This is a genomic window from Pseudomonas sp. PME37.24/025 (assembly GCF_055556615.1).
In genome coordinates this window covers 498,234-518,992 of the sequence record NZ_JBVHNK010000002.1, presented here as the reverse complement: position 1 = coordinate 518,992, position 20,759 = coordinate 498,234, and the positions used below count along the sequence as shown (strand labels likewise).

General features: G+C 59.5%; 16 protein-coding genes. 6 read left to right on the top strand and 10 right to left on the bottom strand.

Annotation, left to right across the window (positions count from 1 at the left end):
- Nucleotides 1–70: 70 nt before the first annotated feature.
- On the top strand, nucleotides 71–1,771 hold the full coding sequence (ureC, locus tag ACZ3HH_RS05480) for an urease subunit alpha (protein ID WP_237887017.1): 1,701 nt from the start codon (nucleotides 71–73) through the stop codon (nucleotides 1,769–1,771).
- A 44-nt stretch (nucleotides 1,772–1,815) separates the two neighbouring features.
- Here the strand turns inward: ureC and ACZ3HH_RS05475 are convergent, their stop codons facing one another.
- The 3 genes from ACZ3HH_RS05475 to ACZ3HH_RS05465 form a co-directional block, all read right to left on the bottom strand.
- The gene (locus ACZ3HH_RS05475) at nucleotides 1,816–6,903 is read right to left on the bottom strand and encodes an NEL-type E3 ubiquitin ligase domain-containing protein (RefSeq protein WP_465803251.1); all 5,088 of its coding nucleotides are present in this window, start codon (nucleotides 6,901–6,903) and stop codon (nucleotides 1,816–1,818) included.
- Nucleotides 6,904–7,244: 341 nt separating this feature from the next.
- On the bottom strand, nucleotides 7,245–7,550 hold the full coding sequence (locus ACZ3HH_RS05470) for a chaperone modulator CbpM (RefSeq protein ID WP_465803249.1): 306 nt from the start codon (nucleotides 7,548–7,550) through the stop codon (nucleotides 7,245–7,247).
- Between the two features lie 24 nt (nucleotides 7,551–7,574).
- Nucleotides 7,575–8,522 carry a DnaJ C-terminal domain-containing protein gene (locus ACZ3HH_RS05465; RefSeq protein ID WP_095053018.1) on the bottom strand — a complete coding sequence of 316 codons (948 nt, stop codon included), beginning with the start codon at nucleotides 8,520–8,522 and terminating at the stop codon, nucleotides 7,575–7,577.
- 297 nt (nucleotides 8,523–8,819) lie between these two features.
- Here ACZ3HH_RS05465 and ACZ3HH_RS05460 point away from each other — a divergent pair, with 297 nt between their 5' ends.
- Complete coding sequence (locus ACZ3HH_RS05460; protein WP_217855644.1) at nucleotides 8,820–10,094, top strand: Hsp70 family protein; 1,275 nt, start codon at nucleotides 8,820–8,822, stop codon at nucleotides 10,092–10,094.
- Between the two features lie 160 nt (nucleotides 10,095–10,254).
- On the opposite strand, the gene ACZ3HH_RS05455 is transcribed toward ACZ3HH_RS05460, so the two are convergent.
- From ACZ3HH_RS05455 to ACZ3HH_RS05445, 3 genes are all read right to left on the bottom strand, one after another.
- Nucleotides 10,255–11,268, bottom strand: coding sequence for an AI-2E family transporter (locus ACZ3HH_RS05455; protein WP_465803246.1), 1,014 nt, complete (start codon nucleotides 11,266–11,268; stop codon nucleotides 10,255–10,257).
- Between the two features lie 259 nt (nucleotides 11,269–11,527).
- Nucleotides 11,528–11,833: a PsiF family protein gene (locus ACZ3HH_RS05450; RefSeq protein ID WP_460148124.1), complete on the bottom strand. Its 306-nt coding sequence runs from the start codon at nucleotides 11,831–11,833 to the stop codon at nucleotides 11,528–11,530.
- Nucleotides 11,834–11,905: 72 nt separating this feature from the next.
- A complete protein-coding gene (locus ACZ3HH_RS05445; protein WP_465803244.1) occupies nucleotides 11,906–12,694 on the bottom strand; it encodes an AraC family transcriptional regulator in 789 nt (262 codons plus the stop codon).
- Between the two features lie 96 nt (nucleotides 12,695–12,790).
- Here ACZ3HH_RS05445 and ACZ3HH_RS05440 point away from each other — a divergent pair, with 96 nt between their 5' ends.
- On the top strand, nucleotides 12,791–13,666 hold the full coding sequence (locus tag ACZ3HH_RS05440; RefSeq protein WP_465803243.1) for a DMT family transporter: 876 nt from the start codon (nucleotides 12,791–12,793) through the stop codon (nucleotides 13,664–13,666).
- Between the two features lie 105 nt (nucleotides 13,667–13,771).
- Here the strand turns inward: ACZ3HH_RS05440 and ACZ3HH_RS05435 are convergent, their stop codons facing one another.
- The 3 genes from ACZ3HH_RS05435 to ACZ3HH_RS05425 all read right to left on the bottom strand — a co-directional run bounded on the left by ACZ3HH_RS05435 (nucleotide 13,772) and on the right by ACZ3HH_RS05425 (nucleotide 15,713).
- Entirely contained in the window at nucleotides 13,772–14,662 is an 891-nt protein-coding gene (locus ACZ3HH_RS05435) for an esterase/lipase family protein (protein WP_465803242.1), read from the bottom strand.
- Nucleotides 14,663–14,768: 106 nt separating this feature from the next.
- A complete protein-coding gene (locus tag ACZ3HH_RS05430) occupies nucleotides 14,769–15,074 on the bottom strand; it encodes a DMT family transporter (protein ID WP_465803240.1) in 306 nt (101 codons plus the stop codon).
- Nucleotides 15,075–15,713: an FMN-dependent NADH-azoreductase gene (locus ACZ3HH_RS05425; protein WP_465803238.1), complete on the bottom strand. Its 639-nt coding sequence runs from the start codon at nucleotides 15,711–15,713 to the stop codon at nucleotides 15,075–15,077.
- A gap of 109 nt (nucleotides 15,714–15,822) precedes the next feature.
- On the opposite strand from ACZ3HH_RS05425, the gene ACZ3HH_RS05420 reads away from it, so the two are divergent.
- Complete coding sequence (locus ACZ3HH_RS05420) at nucleotides 15,823–16,806, top strand: LysR substrate-binding domain-containing protein (RefSeq protein ID WP_465803237.1); 984 nt, start codon at nucleotides 15,823–15,825, stop codon at nucleotides 16,804–16,806.
- Between the two features lie 171 nt (nucleotides 16,807–16,977).
- Here ACZ3HH_RS05420 and ACZ3HH_RS05415 read toward each other — a convergent pair whose 3' ends face one another.
- Nucleotides 16,978–19,053, bottom strand: a complete 2,076-nt coding sequence (locus ACZ3HH_RS05415; protein ID WP_465803235.1) for an AsmA family protein — start codon at nucleotides 19,051–19,053, stop codon at nucleotides 16,978–16,980.
- 378 nt (nucleotides 19,054–19,431) lie between these two features.
- On the opposite strand from ACZ3HH_RS05415, the gene ACZ3HH_RS05410 reads away from it, so the two are divergent.
- Nucleotides 19,432–19,902, top strand: coding sequence for a hypothetical protein (locus ACZ3HH_RS05410; protein ID WP_465803234.1), 471 nt, complete (start codon nucleotides 19,432–19,434; stop codon nucleotides 19,900–19,902).
- Nucleotides 19,903–20,059: 157 nt separating this feature from the next.
- Nucleotides 20,060–20,692 carry a TetR family transcriptional regulator gene (locus ACZ3HH_RS05405; protein ID WP_465803233.1) on the top strand — a complete coding sequence of 211 codons (633 nt, stop codon included), beginning with the start codon at nucleotides 20,060–20,062 and terminating at the stop codon, nucleotides 20,690–20,692.
- The last annotated feature ends 67 nt before the right edge of the window (nucleotides 20,693–20,759 follow it).

Genomic DNA, 20,759 nt, shown 5'->3' with positions numbered 1-20,759 from the left:
GGAGCGGGCTTGCCCGCGATGGCGAGCGCAGCGAGCGATTTCAAATTCAATTGAATCTCAAGGCGAACGAATGAAGATTTCCCGTCAGGCCTACGCCGACATGTTCGGCCCCACCGTCGGCGACAAGGTCCGTCTGGCCGACACCGAGCTGTGGATCGAAGTGGAACAGGACTTCACCACCTACGGCGAAGAAGTGAAATTCGGCGGCGGCAAAGTCATTCGCGACGGCCAGGGCCAAAGCCAATTGCTAGCCGCGGAAGTGGTCGACACCCTGATCACCAACGCACTGATCATCGATCACTGGGGCATCGTCAAGGCGGACGTCGGTCTCAAGGACGGGCGCATCGCGGCCATCGGCAAGGCCGGCAACCCGGACATCCAGCCCAACGTCACCATCGCCGTCGGCGCCAGCACCGAAGTAATCGCCGGTGAAGGCATGATCCTCACCGCCGGCGGCATCGACACCCACATCCACTTCATCTGCCCGCAGCAGATCGAAGAAGCGCTGATGAGCGGCGTCACCACCATGATCGGCGGCGGCACCGGGCCGGCCACCGGTACCAACGCCACCACTTGCACCTCCGGGCCATGGCACCTGGCACGCATGCTTCAGGCCGCCGATGCCTTCCCGATGAACATCGGCTTCACCGGCAAGGGCAACGCCAGCCTGCCGGAGCCGTTGATCGAACAGGTCAAGGCCGGCGCCATTGGCCTGAAGTTGCACGAAGACTGGGGCACCACCCCGGCGAGTATCGACAACTGCCTGAACGTGGCCGATCAGTACGACGTGCAGGTGGCGATCCATACCGACACCCTCAACGAGTCGGGTTTCGTCGAAACCACCCTCGCCGCCTTCAAGGGTCGCACCATCCACACCTACCACACCGAGGGCGCTGGCGGCGGTCATGCCCCGGACATCATCAAGGCCTGCGGTTTCGCCAACGTGCTGCCGAGCTCTACCAACCCGACCCGGCCGTTCACCCGCAATACCATCGATGAACACCTCGACATGCTGATGGTCTGCCATCACCTGGACCCGAGCATTGCCGAAGACGTGGCCTTCGCCGAAAGCCGCATTCGCCGCGAAACGATTGCCGCCGAAGACATCCTCCACGACCTCGGCGCCTTCTCGATGATCAGCTCCGACAGTCAGGCCATGGGCCGCGTCGGTGAAGTCATCACGCGCACCTGGCAGACCGCCGACAAAATGAAAAAGCAGCGTGGCCCGCTGCCCGCTGATGGCGAAGGCAACGACAACTTCCGCGCCAAACGCTACATCGCCAAATACACCATCAACCCGGCGATCACCCACGGCATCAGCCACGAAGTGGGCTCGGTGGAAGTGGGTAAATGGGCCGATCTGGTGCTCTGGCGTCCGGCATTTTTCGGTGTCAAACCGACGCTGATCCTCAAGGGTGGCGCCATTGCGGCGAGCCTGATGGGCGACGCCAACGCTTCGATCCCGACGCCGCAACCGGTGCACTACCGCCCGATGTTCGCCAGTTACGGCGGCTCGTTGCATGCCACCAGCCTGACCTTTATCAGCCAGGCGGCGCAGGAGGCCGGTTTGCCCGAAGCGTTGGGTCTGAAAAAGAAAATCGCCGTGGTCAAAGGTTGTCGCGACGTGCAGAAAACCGATCTGATTCACAACGATTACCTGCCAGAGATCGACGTCGATCCTCAAACCTATCAGGTCAAGGCTGACGGTGTGTTGCTGTGGTGTGAGCCAGCGGAAACCTTGCCAATGGCCCAGCGCTATTTCCTGTTCTGATCAATGAAAGAAGCCCCGGACGCCAGGCGTTCGGGGCTTGCGGGTCAACTACCGATTTTGATGTTCACCTTGTCCAGTTTGGCTCGGTCCAGAGCCTGCCGGGTCAATGTTTTCTCAAGCGCCTTGATGGCCTGAAATATGTCTTCATCCTCAGCGTTTTCCAGCCTCAGCTTGAGGGCATCGAATTCCTGCCGATAGGTCGTTTCCATGAAGGTTTGCCAGATCGGTTGCTCAAGGATCCGCTCAGTCAGCAAGCCCCCTTCTTCCAGGGCCAGCACACGTTGACAGGCCGCCTCGATCATCTCCTTGCTCACCTTGGAAATAGCCCGAAATTGCATGCCTCGCGCTTGCCATGGCAGATCCAGGCGTTCCGCCAGATCCGTCATGTAAGCCAAATGCACCTCGACTTCATCGATGGTTCCACCTTCAACTCCAGGGCGATAAAAGGTTTCTCCGGCCCGCAAGCGCTCAGCGACACGCTCGCGGGCAATCCTGCCCAGTTCGTCCAGACGCGACTTGCCCCTCGCCAGTTGCAGCAGCTCGGCTTCCACCAGCCCAGGATTGGCCAATGCACGGGCCTCGTGCACTAATACCTCGACGCCCATGGCATTGAACAACTGAGTACCGCCATCGACACAGTTGGTGGTGCTGGTCGCCTCGGCAAACAGCTTTTCCCGTAACTCGGTTCTTTCGGCCATAGCCTCGAGCATGCGCCACACTTTGGCGGTGAGTCCGATACGATAACTTTTGTCTTCAGCATTGAAATCATAGGACTCGGTCAAGCGCCGGATTCTATTGAAAAACGGCAGCGAGCCATACTCGTCTTCGACGTTGTCCCAGATTTCCTGTTTCGTATTCCACTCTGCGTTGCTCAGCCCTTCTCCCCATTCGGAACTGTCGAGTATGCCGCGTGGGGGATAGGCGCGATCAGGGTCCAGACCGATCGATTCGATGTACGTGCGCACCCGCTCAAGGTTCTGGGGCGAAATCCAGTCCTGTTCGCGCGTAAAGAATGTGCGCGCCAGCAACTCCGCACGGAAGGAACCGGGCGCCACTTCGGGAATTTGCGTGAGCCTGTTGAACTCAAGGTTCAGATAAATGTTGCGCGGGCGATTGCGGCCAAGATAGCCCGTGGGCCAGGTATCAAGCTGGCCATGGTCAAGGGTAATCGCCTGTAATCTGGGCATAAGACTGACATCAGGTGGCAAGCGCAACGGGTTGTTACTCAGACGCAACATACGCAAGCGGGTCAGTCCTCTGAGGTGGGCGATCCCCGCGCTGTCCAGAGAGATGTTGTTATTGCTGAGCATCAGATGAGTCAGCCAGCGCATGTTGCCGATCTCTTGAGGAAACGAGGTCAAACTGTTTTGCCCCATGCTCAACTGCCGCAATTGCCGGAATGGCCGCAGGAATCGGACATGTTCATCACCCAGTCGTACATTGTTCAGGCTGAGTTCGGTTACGTGATCAAAATTGACCGTCAGTTCAGGCATCGTCGCCAAATGCCTGCCCAGAGGGAAACCATCCAGATTCAATGCTTGCGGCGCCACGATGCCGGGTGCCTCAACGCCCGGCGGCCCGGTGCGCTGCCAGCAGCGGCGGAGTTTCGCGTAGAAATCGGTTCTGGAATGCCACTCCGAGGCTCCGTCGGCTGTAAGACGCCAGGATTGGATAGGTTGATTGACCCAATGACGCATTGAATCATTGAAGCGATCGAACTCGGTTTCCAGCGCAGTCACTCGCGGGTCGGCCCACTCACCAAAAGCGTTCAGCAGCGCCTGTACCTGACTGTCATCCAGGCCTGGATAGAGTGATTCTGTGCGAATTCGCAGAAGATCCGGATCTTGTGAGCGCACCCTGTAAGCGCGCATTCCGCCACGCAAACGCATAATCTGCGGGTCGTAAGCGGGCTTGCGTATGGGGTGATCCAGCAGGGTTTTCGAGAACGTGTCGTGTGACAGCGGTGCTTGTTTAACGGCCTGACGCAGTTGGGCTCCCTGATTGATCTCATACCCCAGCGCTTTGCGCTCGGCATCGGGCAAGGCATGCAGCAATGCCCCATACAGATCGTCCGCTCCATGCAGATGGCCACCCTTATTGTCGTAAGTTTCATAGTGTCCGTCCTCGCGCAATACCAACACCTTGCGCACCGAGGCATCGACCGGACCAACGCGGTCTTGCAGTGCACCGGTTAAGGAAAAATCGCGGACTTCGATGCGCATGTCCTTTGGCCATTTCGGCCAGTTTTCCAGGGTATGCAGCGCCAGCCGGCCGGTGTCGACATCGCTCAATTCGTCCAGATAAAGCCCTTCATAGGCGCGACTCAAACGCAAGCCGAACACAGACGCTCGCGCCATTTCGCGCAAGCGCAACGGGATCCGTCTGTCTTGGGTCAATTTCAACAACTCGGCTTCAGCGGCATCGTCCAGCAGGGCTTGTGCGGCGGCGTTCGACAGCTCCGGAAAATCCCGCTTCAGCAGGTTTATCCGCGCATCGCCGGTGGTTTCCCGGGCCTCGTACAACGTATCGAACAGCATTTTTTTGCTGTCTTGCGCCTGGTAGGCAATGCGTTTTTGCAGCTCGGCAATACGCGCCGAGCGTTCTTTCGCAACTTCACTGCCGAACCAGTCCTGCAATTGCGCCTCGCTGAGGGCGTCAACCACTCGTGTCGGCAGGCGGCCTTCGTAAACATCAGTCCGGGTAATGTTGAGGGTGTTTTCAGGCGTCGCCTCGGCCGCACCGAAACTCCGTGACGGTCGGCCCGAAGCCGTATCGGCTTCCAGCACCAGAACCCTGGATTGCGGCCAGCCATTCAATTCGGTAACAAACCCTGCCACTTGTTCCGCCAGCTCCTGCGGCACCTGGCCGTTGAGGATCTGCGCACTCAGCTTGTCGGCGTCCGCGTAAGCCTTGAAGCGCTTCAGTGTGTCCATGAGCAAGGGCGCCGGTGGATCATTTTCGACATGCATGCGACGTAGTACGCCTTCGTCGACACCGCTGACATGCCGCACCTGATCCAGCACTTCGTCACTGACCCCATCCACTGATGGACCGAGGCGCCGCAACAGCTTGCCCTTGTCCCATTCCATCGGTTTCTCGAATTCCGTGTGCCAGGCGCCAGCACCGTTGTGTTCGATGTTCAGCTGATAGGCATCCGGCCGCCTGGAATGTTGCAGCCGAGGCTGTCCGGTGAGCGGATCCTCCTGGAGCACGAATTGTTTGCCCTCGAGCGGCAGCACGTTGCGCCCGTCATGCTCGATGATGCCAAGGTCATTGGGCGTTGCGGTTTCGGGCAGCGTCAGGCGGTGCTCATAAGGTGCATGATCGGGTTTGATCAGACGCGTTTTTCCGTTGGGCAGTTCCACCGGTTCAAGGCTGTCTATCAGGGGTGATGGTCTGATCGGCGCGGGGCCTTTGGGCAGCACGTGCCCCATGAACATCAGGGCCAATTGCGCACCGTTGATCAAGACACTGTTGATGTGCGCCGCGCCCTCCTCGACGTCACCCTTGCTCCAGTCTTCGATGCCCTCGACCAGCTCCGCCAGCAATTGCGCGGCCATCAGGCCCAGCATGGCCGGCCCCAGCACTGGCACCAGCATTGCGCCAAAGTTGAACACGTTCCAGGCGATGTCCAGATAGCCACTCAGGCGTTTCCAGCGAGCATTGGCGTCTTCGTCATCGGTCGGCACCGCGATCAATCGGGCATCGGCGATGGCTTTGTCGCGACGCTCACGAAACAGACGGTCCCACAGCTCGTCGCTGATCAGATGAGTGACAGGTTCCGCATCAGGGTTTTCGACCGGCGTTTCCCGCCACCACGGCCCCATGTCCAGCGGTTCGCGCTGTTGCCAGGTGATGGTCTTGAGGCGTTCATTGACCCGGCTGAAAAAAACCGCCTTGTCTTTCTGCGCGACAAAACGACTGAAAAAAACCTGGTAATCACTTTCACGCAGTTGGCCGATCAGCGTTTTCATGAAGTCGGTGAGCGAGGCATATTCCTTCAGCGGATGGTCCGGGTCATCCGGCACCCAGGCGATCAGATGCCCGCTCAGCCGATTCTGGCGGTAGATTTCGTCCTTGCGCAGCATCTCTTCCACCACGCCTTTCGGGCCGTTGGCGAAAAAAGCCTTGAGCAGGTGAAAGGTATCAAAGGCATCGGGTAGCGAGGACGTTGTCCGTTGGGAGAAATCAAGCCATTGCTTGCGGGCATCGGGCATCAGGCCATCAATGGCCTTTTTGACCGCCGTAGGTTCGGCCACCGCGCTGAACAGCACAACGCCGGTCATCCGGCAGCCCATCAGCGACAAACGATGACTTTGCAGCGGACGGCCATACCACTGGATGTCAGACTTGCCGTCGATCACTCCGCCGACCGTTGCGTAACCGTGCAGGCCGATATCGCCCTTGAGATACGCCGTCATCGACGCCAGTTTGAGGGCCGCTTTGTCACTGGCGATCGAACGTTCCTTGAGCAGGCGAGCGGCATCGGGATCTGCGGGGGTGAGCAATGACTTGATGTGGGTCTGGTATTGCCCGCCTATGTCGAGGCGCCGGCACAGCGCCGCAATTTTTTGCGGGGTGATGACCTTGATCTCGTGCAGGTCGCCACGAAAGTCCTTGCGTAACACCGCGGAGCCGCTGCGAAACGCATCATCACGGGTTTCATCCTCTTCGAAGTTGTGCAGCGCCGCTTCGAGCAGCGTGGAGCGACGGATAGTACTGGCCTTGGTATCGATTACACCGGCGATTTTGTTCGGCACATACAGGCGTAATTGCAGGTCATTCGGATTGCCATGCTCGTTGAAGTTCGAGAGCAACAGGGTTTTGAGCAACGGCTCGGCAAAGGCCTTGATGTCGTGCTGCAAATCACCGAGCAATTCGTCCAGCCGCCCTTGCAGGCGCCAGCGCTCGTCGATGAGTTGCTTGAGATAGTCGCGATCCACCGGTCGGGCTTTCAGATACCAGGAGGGGAACGTCGGCTGTACATCCACCGCCGTCAGGAGCCTGGCCCGTGGTGCTTCGGTAATCGCCTTGGGGACCAGCGGTTTTATCCGTTGGTGGTGAACCCCGTTGTCTTCCTTTGTTGTCGGACTTGACGGCCCTGTTGGATTGCTTCCTTGCAATTCAGGCATGTCTTGAACACCTTCAAACCATTGATTGGGGCCCTATGTTTATGCGTTTGTCCCGTGAACAAAAGCGCAAATAATCGTTGGTTGAATGTACAAAAACAGCCCTGCGCATTCGAAAATTCAGGTGCCAAAAATATCTATTTACCGCACCACACAACCGCGAATGTGCCCGGCGTTATCGGCGGTAGTGCTCCCCAGGAAGGTGAGGCAGGGGGACCGCGTTGTCGTTCATCGCGAGCAGGCTCGCTCCCACAGTGGATCGTTGGTGTTCACAAATTCTGTGTTCGCAGCAGATCACCTGCTCGCGAAGCGACCTGACAGGCAATGCAGAAACATCAGCGCGATTATTCGACCACAAGCCGCCCCAACCGCTGCTTGAGCATGCGGTTCTCGGCCCGCAGTTGCTGGACCTCTTCGAGCAGGTCCAGCGCCAGGGCGACGCCTTCCCATTCCAGTTCCAGATCGCGCCGCAGCTTGGCAGCGCGCTTGGCCAGCACCAGTTCATAGTCGGTGAAACGCCAATCCTTGGGATTTGACCCCTGCGGTTCGAGGATGCCGTGTTCGACGATCTCGATCACGTGCACGTCCGACAGTTCGGTCGCCTCGCAGAATTCTGCCAGGTCCAGTAGAACGATCACGGGGTCGCTCATGATTGGCTACTCCTTATCTCGAAATCAGAAATTCTCTCGCGGATCGAAAGCGGCTTTTTTCGCCAGCTCCTCCCACAACTCTTTGACGTCATGGTCGAGTTTTTTCGGCATCACTGCCTTGAGCTGCACGAACAGATAGCCACGGTGACCGGCCTTGTGCAGCAGGCCATGACCCTTGGCGCGCATGCGCTGGCCGTTCTGGCTGCCGGCCGGAACCTTGAGGTTGATCTTGCCGGTCAGGGTCGGCACCGCGACTTCGGTCCCCAGCGCCAGCTCCCAGGGTGCCAGCGGCAAGGTGATGATCAGGTTCTCGCCTTCGACGTCGAATTTGGGGTGCGGCGCAAAACGGATGGTCAGGTACAGGTCGCCATTGGCCCCGCCACCGATACCCGGAGCGCCCTGGCCCTTGAGGCGGATGCGCTCGCCGTCGGTCACGCCGGCGGGGATCTTCACGTTCAGGCTTTTACTGGTGTTGCTGACATGCTGGCCCGCAGCGTTGTAATGCGGTACCTGGAAGCTGACCTTCTTCGATTCGGTCGAGAGGGTTTCTTCCAGAAAAACCGGTAATTCCATTTCCACGTCTTGCCCTCGACGCCCGGCACTTCGGCCTGACCGCCCACCACCATCGAAACCCGGACCACGGTTGCCGAAAATCGAACTGAAGAAGTCCGAGAAATCGCCCGTGTCCTGACCACCACCACCGAAACCACCGCGGCTCTGCCAACCCGGCGGGCCCTGAAAGGGCTGACCGTGGTGGCCGTATTTGCGCAGGTCGTCGTATTCGGCGCGCTTGTCGGCGCTTTTCAGCGCTTCATAGGCTTCCGAAGCGTCCTTGAATTTGGCCTCGGCGTCCTTTTCCTTGCTGACGTCGGGGTGGTATTTGCGCGCCAGCTTTCGATAGGCGGCCTTGATCGCCTTATCGTCCGCGGTCGGCTCCACACCGAGAATCTTGTAATAGTCTTTGAAGTCCATCGAGGGAATCACCATCCATTATCGAAATCGCGCAGCCAGGCACAGCATGCTCTTGTTTGCAGCGTTTGGATTGACCGATCTCAAGGTTGTGACCGGGCAGCGCATCAGAAGTTTATCGGCAGCAGGGCGCGGTTCTTGCAGTCGCCCCAGGGGTTGCCAAGTCTATGCAGGGAAGTTTGGGGGTGTTGGAGCATCTTTCAAGCGCTGATCGCTGCGATTTAACGGATAGTCGGCCTTCGAATCTTCGCCGCACTGACATACACTGCGCGGCCGTTTTTTAACCGGAACTTGAAAGACATGAAAAACGCATCTCCAGCCCGTGCCTGTGGTATCGACTTCGGCACGTCCAACTCCACCGTCGGCTGGCTGCGCCCCGGCATGGAAACGCTGATCGCGCTGGAGGACGACAAGATCACCCTGCCCTCGGTGGTCTTCTTCAATATGGAAGAACGCCGCCCGGTATACGGCCGACTGGCGCTGCACGAGTACCTGGAAGGTTACGAAGGCCGGCTGATGCGCTCGCTCAAGAGCCTGCTGGGTTCCAAACTGATCAAGCACGACACCAGCGTCCTCGGTACGGCGATGCCGTTCAAGGACCTGCTCGGCCTGTTCATCGGCCAGTTGAAAAAGCGTGCCGAAGCCGCTGCCGGTCGGGAATTCGAGGAAGTGGTGCTGGGCCGTCCGGTATTTTTCGTCGATGACGATGAAATGGCCGACCAGGAAGCAGAAAACACCCTGGTGGACGTGGCCCGCGCCATTGGTTTCAAGGATGTCTCGTTCCAGTACGAGCCGATTGCGGCGGCGTTCGACTATGAGTCGACCATCGAAAAAGAAGAGCTGGTCCTGATTGTGGACATCGGCGGTGGTACGTCGGACTTCTCGCTGGTGCGCCTGTCCCCTGAGCGCCGCAACCATGACAACCGTCACGACGACATTCTCGCCACCGGTGGCGTGCACATCGGCGGGACCGATTTCGACAAGCAGCTAAGCCTGCAAGGCCTGATGCCGCTGTTTGGCTACGGCAGCCGGATGAAGAGCGGCGCCTATATGCCGACCAGCCACCACATGAACCTGGCGACCTGGCACACCATCAACTCGGTGTACTCGCAGAAATCGACCCTGGCCTTGGGCAGCATGCGTTACGACATCGAGGACACTGGCGGCATCGATCGCCTGTTCAAGCTGATCGACCAGCGCGCCGGGCATTGGCTGGCCATGGAAGTGGAAGAAACCAAGATCCAGCTGACCCACGCCGACAGCCGCCATGTGCCACTGGATCGTATCGAACCGGGTTTGAGCGTGGAACTGAGCCGGGCACTGTTCGAATCGGCCATCGACAACCTGCTGGAACGGGTGCGCAACAGCGTGACCCAATTGTTGAACGACGCCAATGTGCGAGTCGATCAGGTGGACACGGTGTTCTTCACCGGCGGTTCGAGCGGGATTCCGGCACTGCGCAACAGCGTCTCGGCCATGCTGCCGAATGCGCGGCACGTGGAAGGCAACATCTTCGGCAGCATCGGCAGTGGGTTGGCGATCGAGGCGGCCAAGCGTTACGGCCCGATGGATTGACCTGAAACCCTGTGGCGAGGGGGCTTGCCCCCGTTGGGCTGCGCAGCAGCCCTGAAACCATTCAAACCATTTCGTCAGGTGCACCTCATACGCTGGTTTTGCGGCTGCTGCGCACCCGAACGGGAGCAAGCTCCCTCGCCACAATTAGATCAACGCCAGATCAAACCATCCCCACCTGCTTCAACTCACTCTTCAGATACGCGTAATAAATCGGCCCCGCCACCACCCCCGGCAGGCCGAACGCGGCTTCGAACACCAGCATTGCCAGCAGCAACTCCCACGACTTGGCACTGATCTGCCCGCCGACGATGCGCGCGTTGAGGAAGTATTCGAGCTTGTGGATAACAATCAGGTAACCCAGCGCCGCCACCGCCACCCAGATCGACAACGACAAACCGACGATGGTGATCAAGGTGTTCGACATCAGGTTGCCGATCACCGGCAACAAGCCGAGCAGGAAGGTCAGCACGATCAGGGTTTTGGTCAGCGGCAGCTTGATCCCGAACATCGGCAGGACCACCGCGAGGAAAATCCCGGTGAAGAAGGTGTTGAGCAGGGAAATCTTGATCTGGGCGAAAACGATGTTGCGAAACGCCTGGACCAACAGGTGCAAGCGGTCGAACAGCGCCGCGGCCAAGGGCTTGCGCTTGGTCACATCCGGCGCTCGCTGCAAGGCGATGATCGCCCCCAGCACCATGCCGATCAGCAGCGTCACGAACATGTGCGCCGCGTCCTTGCCCACCAGTTGCAAATCACTGAGGTGCTTGCTCATCCACTGGCCGATGGCCACGCGAAACTCGGCGGCACTGGCCGGCAGATAAGCGTCGATGAACGGCGGCAATTGCCCGCGTGCGCGGTCGACCACGACCATGAATTTGTCGAGAGAAGCGCCAGGGTTTTCCGCCTCGTGCAGCAGAAAACTGATCGCACCGGCAAAGATCAGCGCCAGCACGCTGACCACTAGTGTTCCCAGCAACGCCACCGACAGCCAGCGCGCACGGCGGCCTTCGATCAGCCGCTGCAATTGCGGCGTGAGCATGTTGACCAGTTCGAACACCAACAACCCGGCCAGCAGGCTGGGCAGCAATCGCAGAGGGATCACCAGCAGTAAACCACCAAAAATGATGACCCAGCTGATAAGCAACAAGACCTGACGCTGAGAAAACGCTGACATACAGCCTCAAAACGAACGACGTAAAAGGATTGGCAGTCTGCCAGCGTTCCGGCGCCGAAGCGAGCACACACGAAACTGTGGGAGCGAGCTTGTGTGGCGAGGGGGCTTGCCCCCGTTCGACTGCGAAGCAGTCGTAAAACCGGTCACTGCTTTCTAATTCAAGATCGCGGTGGCTGGTTTCAGGGGTGCTTCGCTCCCCAACGGGGCGATGCGGCGTTCCGACAAGCCCCCTCGCCACACAGGCTCGCTCCCACAATGCTTATTTTTTCTTCAGGCAATCGCTCATGAAGGTTTTGCGCGCGTCACCCGTGAGGGCCTGGGTGGCGGCGGTAGCGTTGCAGGTTTTCATCTTTTCTTGTTGAGGGGTCAGGGGTTTGGCGGCATCGGCGGCCGGCGCGGCTTTGAGGCAGGTGCTCATGAAGGCTTTGCGCTCGTCGCCCTTGAGGCTTTTGGCGGTAGCGTCGGCATTGCAGGTGGTCATTTTGTTCTGTTGGGCAGTGGCGGCGAAACCCTGGGAACAGAGCAGCAAACCGACCATCAACAACGGGGCACGCAACATCTTCATGGAGTGTTCTCCTTGTTACCGCACCGATGGGTGCGGCCTCATTTCGGAGTGTAGACAAAGCCTGTTACACGTTCACCTGCTATCGAGGTGGCTGCGTCGATATTGCTCAGGCGTGCACCCGGCCTGACGCTGAAACATCGCGATAAATGCCGAGCCGGTGCTGTAGCCCATGTCGAAGGCGATTTCCTGAATGCTGCGCTGGCTATCGAGCGCTTCGATCGCCGCCAGAAACCGCAACCGTTGCCGCCACTCACCGAAACTCATGCCCAACTCGCGAACAAACTGTCGGGCCAACGTGCGTTCGCTGACGTGAATTTGTGCGGCCCAGTGCGCCAATGGCCGGTTGTCCCCAGGCTCGGCCTGCAAGGCTTCAAGGATTGCGAGCAGCCCGGAGCTGCTGGCGTAGGGCAAGTAACACTCATGCATCGGCGCCTGTTGCAGTTGGTCCACCAGCACTTGAGCCAGACGCTTGTCTGCATCGTGCTCGGGAATTTTCACATCACGGGCGGCGAAGTCTTTCAGGATCGCCTTGAGAATGTCGCTGATCGCCAGGGTGCAGGCCTGCTGCGGCAGATCGCGGCACAGCGCCGGCGCGAGGCAGACCGCGCGATAGTTGATCGGCTGATTGCTATAGAAACTGTGCTCGGTGCCGGGCGGCACCCACACCGCGTATTGCGGCGGCGACATGAAGCGGCGGCTGCCGATTTCCATGTGCAAAACGCCATTGGCCGAATACTCGAGGGTGCCCCAAGGGTGATGGTGGGCCGAGGCGTATTCATGGGTGTTGAAGTCGGCATAACGGAAATAGACCGGGGCCGGCAGTTCGCTGAAATCCAGCAGGTCGATGTGTTTGCTGTTCATGCTGTCCGGAATCAGAGGCAAGTTGTCTGGATTGCAGTATAGGCATTGATTCAGACAGCGGATAATCACCCTTCATTAACGTTCTGGTTTTTCTCGATGCAATACGCTTACCCCCTGCTGGCCATTTTCATTTGGGCCGGCAACACCGTGATCAACAAACTGGCGGTCGGCGCGATCTTTCCCGCCGAAATCGGCTTCTACCGCTGGCTGCTGGCCGCAATCCTGTTCACGCCTTTCATGCTTAAACCGGTGATCGCCCACTGGCCGTTGATCCGCCCGAACCTGGGCAGGATTTTCATCCTCGGCGTGCTTGGCATGGCGGTTTATCAGAGCCTGGCTTACTTCGCTGCGACGCTGACTTCGGCCACCAACATGGGGATCATTTTGTCGCTGATGCCGTTGATGTCGCTGGCCATGGCGATTGTCAGCCTCGGCCAACGCCTGACCGCCGGCGCACTGGCCGGCGCGGTGTTGTCGTTTGCGGGAGTCTTGGTGGTGGTGTCGTCCGGCAGCCTTGGCGCGTTGCTGGAACACGGGGTGAACCTGGGTGACGCGATGATGTTGATCGCCACGCTGGCGTATGCGATTTACAGCACATTGCTGAAAAAATGGCAGCTGCGTTTGCCGCCGCTGGTGTTGTTGTATTTGCAGGTGTTGGTTGCGGTGGTGGTGCTGTTTCCGCTGTTCCTCGCCTCACCGAAAATCGGCCCGACTCTGCAGAACATTCCGCTGGTGCTCTATGCCTGCCTGCTGGCCTCGATGCTTGCGCCGCTGGCGTGGATGCAGGCCGTGGTGCGCCTGGGGCCGAGCCGGACCACGCTGTTTTTCAACTTGCTGCCGTTGATTACGGCGCTGATTGCTGCGGTGGTGCTGCGTGAGCAATTGGCGCTGTATCACCTGGTGGGTGGGGTGTTGACGTTGGGTGGGGTGATTTTGTCGGAGCGCTGGACTACCGTGCTGGGGCGTACATAACCATTTGTGGCGAGGGAGCTTGCTCCCGCTCGAGCGCGAAGCGGTCGCAATATATTGGGGGCTGCTTCGCAGCCCAACGGGAGCAAGCTCCCTCGCCACAGGGGCCTAAACCCCGGCCGCTTTCAACCGCGCCGCATGCTCGACAAACAACCGCACCGGTTCTGCACCCTTGCCCACCAGCCCCAGTGATTGGTTGACGCTATCGAAGTGATCCATCGGGTATTCATCGCCAATCACTGTCCCGAGATGCGAGCTGTAACGCCCGACCATCCCGTCGCAATGCCCCGCTTCACGCACGAAGGTTCTGGCAAACAACCGGCAACTGCGATTGGTCCCGTCGAACAGGTTGCACCCGCGATCGGTCTTGCCCGGTTGTAAAGTCCCGGACCAGGAGTAATACCGCACGCCATTGACCACTTCCGGGCCGTTCCCGCCCCAGGTGTCAGGCAGGCCCTGTGGATAACGCTGATTGAACAGCGCCACGCCCGCCGTGGTCAGGGAATGGTGCGAAGCCGGGATATCCACCGGCAGTCTCGGCCCGCGATAGCCGGTTTCCAGCAGGCACATCAACGCGCTGATCAGCCACAGTAAAAAGCTCAGCAGCCGGCCCTTGGCGCTGTCAGCCGGATAATGCGTGTGCAGGTAGTCCGCCAGCTCCGAGCCGTGATTCGGCCCGGCCACCGAGGTCACTGAAGCCACCTGGTCCGGGCGTTTTGCCGCCGCGTAACGGGCGGTCAGCGAGCCCTGGCTGTGGCCGATCAGGTTGACCTTCTCGGCCCCGGTTTCGCGCAGAATCTCCTCGATCCGCGCCAGCAATTGCTCGCCGCGTACCTCGGTGGAGTTGAGCGGCGAGACCTGCACCGCAATCACGGTCGCCCCATCCCGGCGCAGCGCCGAAATGATTCCGTACCAATAGGGATAGAGCAACAGACGTATAAACCCGAGCATCCCCGGGACCAGCACCAAGGGGTAACGCGTGGCGGAACCTTGCGACATGGGTGAACATCCTTGTGATCGGTGAGATGAAGCAAGGCCGGATGCAAGGCATCAGCCAAGCATCGCCACCCAAGATGACAACTCAACGACCAGTCTATGACATCGCTTACTTCAACCCCACCACGCCCGCCACAATCAGCCCGACCGACACCAGCTTGAGCGCGGTCAGGCTTTCGCCCAGCAGCGCAAAGCCGAGAAACACCGTACCCAGTGAACCGATGGCGGTCCAGATCGGGTAGGCGATGCTCACCGGCAATTCGCGCAGAGCCAGCGTCAGGAAGTAAATCCCGCCCACCGCGGCCACCACCGTAATCACTGACGGCCAGAGCCGAGTGAAACCTTCGGCGTACTTCATGCCCATGGCGAAAGTGACCTCAAACCCGGCGGCGATCAGCAAGAACAACCAGGCCATCTAGAACGCCCTGGCCAGCGCCAGCAAACGCTGCTCGGCCTCGGCCACGGACACCTGGAAAGTGCGCTCGGCGGACTCTTCGCCCTCGGCGGCGACAACGGTGACGTCGGTGATGCCGATAAAACCCAAAGCAGTACGCAGCAACGGATCGGCATGGTTCATCGCTTCAAGCTCACCGCCGGGCCCGAAGCCGAACCCGCCGCGACTGGTGACGATCAACGCCTTCTTGCCCTGCACCAGCGGCTCGTACTGAGCGACGCCGTTGTCCAGGGTGTGATTGAACGTCAGCCCGAGCCGCACAATCTGGTCGATCCAGGCCTTGAGGCCGCTGGGCACGCTGAAGTTGTACATCGGTGTGGAAATCACCAACAGATCATGGCCGAGCAACTCCCCCACCAACTCATCGCTGAGTGCCAGGTCGGCCTGCATCGACAGCGGTCGCGCTTCAGGTTCCGGATGAAAAGCAGCCGCGACAAACGCTTCATTGACGGCCGGAATCAACGCCCGACCGACTTCACGGCGAGTCAGTTGCGACTGCGGGTTGCGGCCCTGCCAGGCGGAAAGAAACACCTCGGCCAAACGCCGCGAATGTGAACGGTCGCCACGGGGGCTGGCGTGAATGGCAAGAATTCTGCTCATCTGAATCTCCTTAAGGACTAAACTAAAACGGCTTGTGCTTGCAGCTTGAAGCGCGTAACCGTCTATCTTCAAATGAACAAAAATCAGTCTGGATGAATTCATTTCATCCATGGAGTTTCAAATGTTTGCCTCGTTGCCGCTGACCGCCCTGCGCGCCTTCGAATCCGCCTCGCGCCTGTTGAGTTTCAAGGCTGCCGCCGAAGAACTCTCCGTGACACCGACGGCGGTCTCGCACCAGATCCGCTCCCTGGAAAACTGGCTCGGCGTGCCGTTGTTCGAACGACTGCCACGGCAGGTGCGCCTCACCGAGTGCGGCGAACGGCTGTTCCGCAGCCTGCACGGCGCCCTGCTGGAAGTGGCGCAAAGCGTCGATACCTTGCGCCCACAACGCAGCGGCACCAACCTGACGATTTCCACCACGGCCGCCTTCGCTGCCCTCTGGCTGGTGCCAAGGCTCGGCCGGTTTTATGCCCGCCACCCGAACATCAGCCTGCGCCTGGACACTCACTGCGAAGTCATCGATTTACATCAGGACGCCAGCGTCGATCTGGTGGTGCGTTACAGCCTCGACGATTACCCGAACCTGTATGGCCTGTGCCTGTTCGACGAGTCCTTCGGGGTCTACGGCTCGCCTGAACAAGTGGCCCTGGCGTCCAGTCGGGTACCGACCCTGATCAGCGTGCGCTGGCACAATTCCAAGCTGTACGCCCACGGCTGGGAGGCCTGGTGTGCACAATCCGGCGAAACCTGGCTGACCGAACAACCAGCGGTGCGTGAATACGACGAAGAGCATTACGCCCTGCAAGCCGCCATCGCCGGGCAAGGCCTGGTGCTGGCGAGCAATATTCTGGTGTCGGAGAGTGTGGCCAGCGGCTTGCTACTGCCTTATCGGGGGGACATTCAGGTCGACGGGGCCGGATACAGCGCGCTGTACGTACCGGGCCGTGAACGGCATCCGCCGGTGCGGGCGTTTTTTGCGTGGTTGCAAGAGGAGGCCCGGTTATCTGGTCTATTGCCAAGATCGCAGCCTGCGGTAGTTCCTACAGGGAACGCACTCCAAGGAGCATCGAAGACATCCTGGTCTGGGACGTAGAGCCTGCCGATGACATGGCCGATATTCTGAACGATCTATAGCGACTATCGAACCGCCATCGCGGGCAAGCCACGCTCCCACAGGTTTTGCGTCTTGCCCATTGTCGGCATGCGACACAAAACCTGTGGGAGCGTGGCTTGCCCGCGATGGCGTCTTCACAGACGCCGAAAGTTACTTGGTGGGTTTAACCGTCACCGGCGCCTTCCCAGCCTTCATCTGCTCCAGCAGCGGCGCACACTGATTCGGCTCACCAGCGCTCGGCGCTATCAGCGCCAGCAAGCCCGCCGCTGGCGCGGCAATCACACCCAGCGCAACCATCCCCGCCCCACGCAACATCAACGGCACCGCTTTCACGCCCGCATCCGGCTTGATGAACTTGCCCCGCACATACAGCGGCGAACGCAGCGAAATCAAACGCCAGCCCTTGGATTCCGGGGAGATGGTCAGGTCCAGTTGCTCGGTGGCCATGTTCGCCGAGCCATCGATGTAGACGATCGCGTTCTCGGTATCGAAGACGAACAGCCGCGTGGTTGCCAGACCTGCCTTGATCTCGAAGTCGGCTGCCGCGCAATTGATCTTCACTTCCTTGTCGCCAAAGATCTTGCCGACCACATAGTTGCCGACGTTGAGCCCCGCCAGCTCCATCAACTCGCGACTGATAGCGCCGTCATTCATCAGCATCTTCAAATTGCCGTCGGCAGTGCCCAGCAGTTTGGCCACAGAGTTGCCCCGGCCAGTAAGGTCGGCGTCGCCATTGAGCTCACCGAAACTGGTTTTCATGATTTCAAAGGTGGGGAACAACTGCTTGAGCTTGAACTTGCGCGCGGTCAGTTTGGCCCGGCCCTCCAAAGGCTCGGCGCGCCCGTCCAGACGAATCTGCGCATCGAGATTACCGCCGGCCACGCCGAAACGCAGGGGTTCGAGGCTGAGCACACCATCGGTCAGCACCAAATGAGTGTAGAGATCGTTGAACGGCAGTTTTTCGTTGTGGACGATGCGTTTGCCGGTGAATTCAACATCGGCGTCCATCGCGCGCCAGCGCTCAGTCTTGAATTCCTCGACCGGCAGCACCTTATCCGCCGGCTGCTTGCTTTCACCGCCGCGGCCCTTTTGCTTGGCGTTGGAGTCGGCGCCGATCAGCGGGGCCAGGTCGGTAAACAGCAGTTGATCGGACTCCAGCGCCCCGCTGAGTTTGGGCCTCGGCTGGCTCGCAACGTAGGTCAGGTTGCCATGGATGTCACTCTCGCCGATCTTGCCGTTGAAGTCCTCATAGCGATATACCGCCCCGCCCGACTCATGCAGCTTGGCGATCAAATGCCCGTCGGTGGCATAAGGCGGAGTATCTGGCAGGGTTACGCCGATCAGTGGATAGAGATTGCCCAGGCTGGCACCGGCCAGTTTCAAGCGCAAATCCAGAGCGCCGAGGTTCAATGGATCGGTGAGCATACCGGCCAGCTCGACGCTGGTGTCGGCGATCTTCATTTGCGCCTGAAGCGGGAACGGCTTGGAGGCGTCCTGCAACGCCAGCAAGCCGCCAGTTTTGCCCTGGCCCGCCAGATTCTGACCGTGGTATTGGCCTTTGACCTTCAACGCAAAGGCGTAATCCTGCGGCGAACCACCCTTTTCAACCGCTTTTTTTGCCGCTTTGTCTCCGACAATGTCGCTGAACGGAATCGGTTTGCCCAACGGATCGATGAGCAGATCAAGCTGAGTCTTCAGCTTCTGGTCGTCGAGCGTGACGTGGCCCTTGTCGAAGCCGATGGCCCCGATGTCCAGCACCCAGTTCGAAGGCTCGGCGTTCGGGTCTTTGGGGTCGAACTTGAACGTCCAGTTGGCGCGGCCGTCGGCCAGACGCTGCAGGTCGGCATTGGGTTCGCTCAGGTCGATACGCGGGATCACCACCCGCTGCGCCAGCAAGGCCAGCGGCGAAATGCGCAGCTCGACGCGCTTGAGGGTGGCCATCTGTGGTTGCTTCGACCAATCCGGGTTGCCCAGGCTGAGATCCTCAGCCACCACATGCGGCCACGGCACCCAGGCCCGCCAGCCGCCCTCATCTGGCTCACGCTGCCAGACGACCGCAAGGTTGCCATTGATGGCGAACGGACGATGCAGTTCTTCGGACACTTTGGCGTTCAGGGGCGGTTTGATCCGGTTCCAATCGAAGAACGCGATGATCAGAACCAATATCGCCAGCAAGACAATCAGGCTGGCGAAGGTCCAGGCGAGAATTTTACGAGTGCGCGTCATTGCACAGGGCTCCTGAATACGACTGAGCGCCCTGACTGCGACGCACGTATGAAACGTTAGGCCAGAACCGGCCTGCCATGAAATCTACGACTGACAAATGCGCCGCAGGTTTAACCGAAAGACCATTTGGACGCAAATGTCCGCCCCCACCCCAGTCATTTGACGTTACCCGCCCCGCACTTTTGCGAGGCAAAAGTGAGTTGAAAATACCCACTTCAGGGCAAAAACGCTCACGGGAAACGCCCGGTTTAGAGCCCTTCGGCTAAACAATCAATTCCGTTGATTATTACCATTGCGTTTATGAACTTTTATATCGACTTATCGAGAGTAGCATTGCCCTCGTACCCACTTTATCGCCCTCCCAAGGAGCAACCCATCATGAAACGCCAATTACTGCTTAGCCTGACCCTCTCGATGTTAGCCAGCACCGCTTTTGCTTTGCCGGCTGCTGATCAAGCCACTCCACAAGTCAAAGACAGCCACTCGGTATTCAGCCAGACCGTTGCCGCTGATGGTTCCAACCGCACACCACAAGGTCAGACCCTGGCCGAAGGTGGTAATGATCGCCTGAAAGAAAAAGGCCTGATCACCCAAGATGGCTCGGATCGCACCCCACAAGGCCAGACCCTGGCTGCCGACGGCACCGACCGCACTCCACAAGGCCAAACCCTGGCTGCTGACGGCACCGATCGCACTCCTCAAGGCCAGACCCTGGCTGCCGACGGCACCGATCGCACCCCACAAGGTCAAACCCTGGCTGCTGACGGCACCGACCGCACTCCACAAGGCCAAACCCTTGCTGAAGGTGGTGGTGACCGTGTAATCGAACGCAACAGCGCTGTGAGCTAAGCCCGTGGCGGCCTGGAAAAAAAGCCCAATCCCCGGATTGGGCTTTTGACTTTATAGAAGCTGCATTTCCCCGCGTGATCTCCTGATAGTCGTTCGACGCCAGCGAAGCCGATTTGCTAGAGTGCGCCGCTGTCCCTGTCCAGAAAACACCCTTGCGATGCTGCCCCGCGCCGAACAGAAACAACAGACCCGCAACGCCCTGATGGACGCTGCCCGCCACCTGATGGAAAGCGGCCGAGGATTCGGCAGCCTGAGCCTGCGCGAAGTGAGCCGAACCGCCGGCATCGTCCCCACCGGTTTCTACCGACATTTCGCCGACATGGATGAATTGGGCCTGGTGCTCGTGAGCGAAGTCGGTCAGACCTTCCGTGAAACCATCCGCTTGGTGCGCCATAACGAGTTCGTCATGGGCGGCATCATCGACGCCTCGGTGCGGATCTTTCTCGACGTGGTCACCGCCAATCGCTCGCAGTTTCTGTTTCTTGCCCGCGAACAGTACGGCGGCTCGCTGCCGGTGCGCCAGGCCATTGGCCGCTTGCGCGAAGACATCAGCTCGGACCTGGCGGCGGACTTGTCGCTGATGCCGAAACTGCAACACCTGGACATCGCAGGGTTGGGTGTCATGGCTGATCTGATCGTCAAAAGCGTGTTCGCCACCTTGCCCGACATTATCGATCCGCCGGTACAGGCGCTGCCGGAGCATCTGACGCCTCAGGCAAAAATCACGCAGCAGTTGCGCTTCATCTTCATAGGCCTAAAACACTGGCAAGGCCTCGGCAGCACCGAGTAAATACACATCCCTGCGGGAGCGAGCCTGCTCGCGATAGCGTCGCCACAGTCACCACTTGATGTGACTG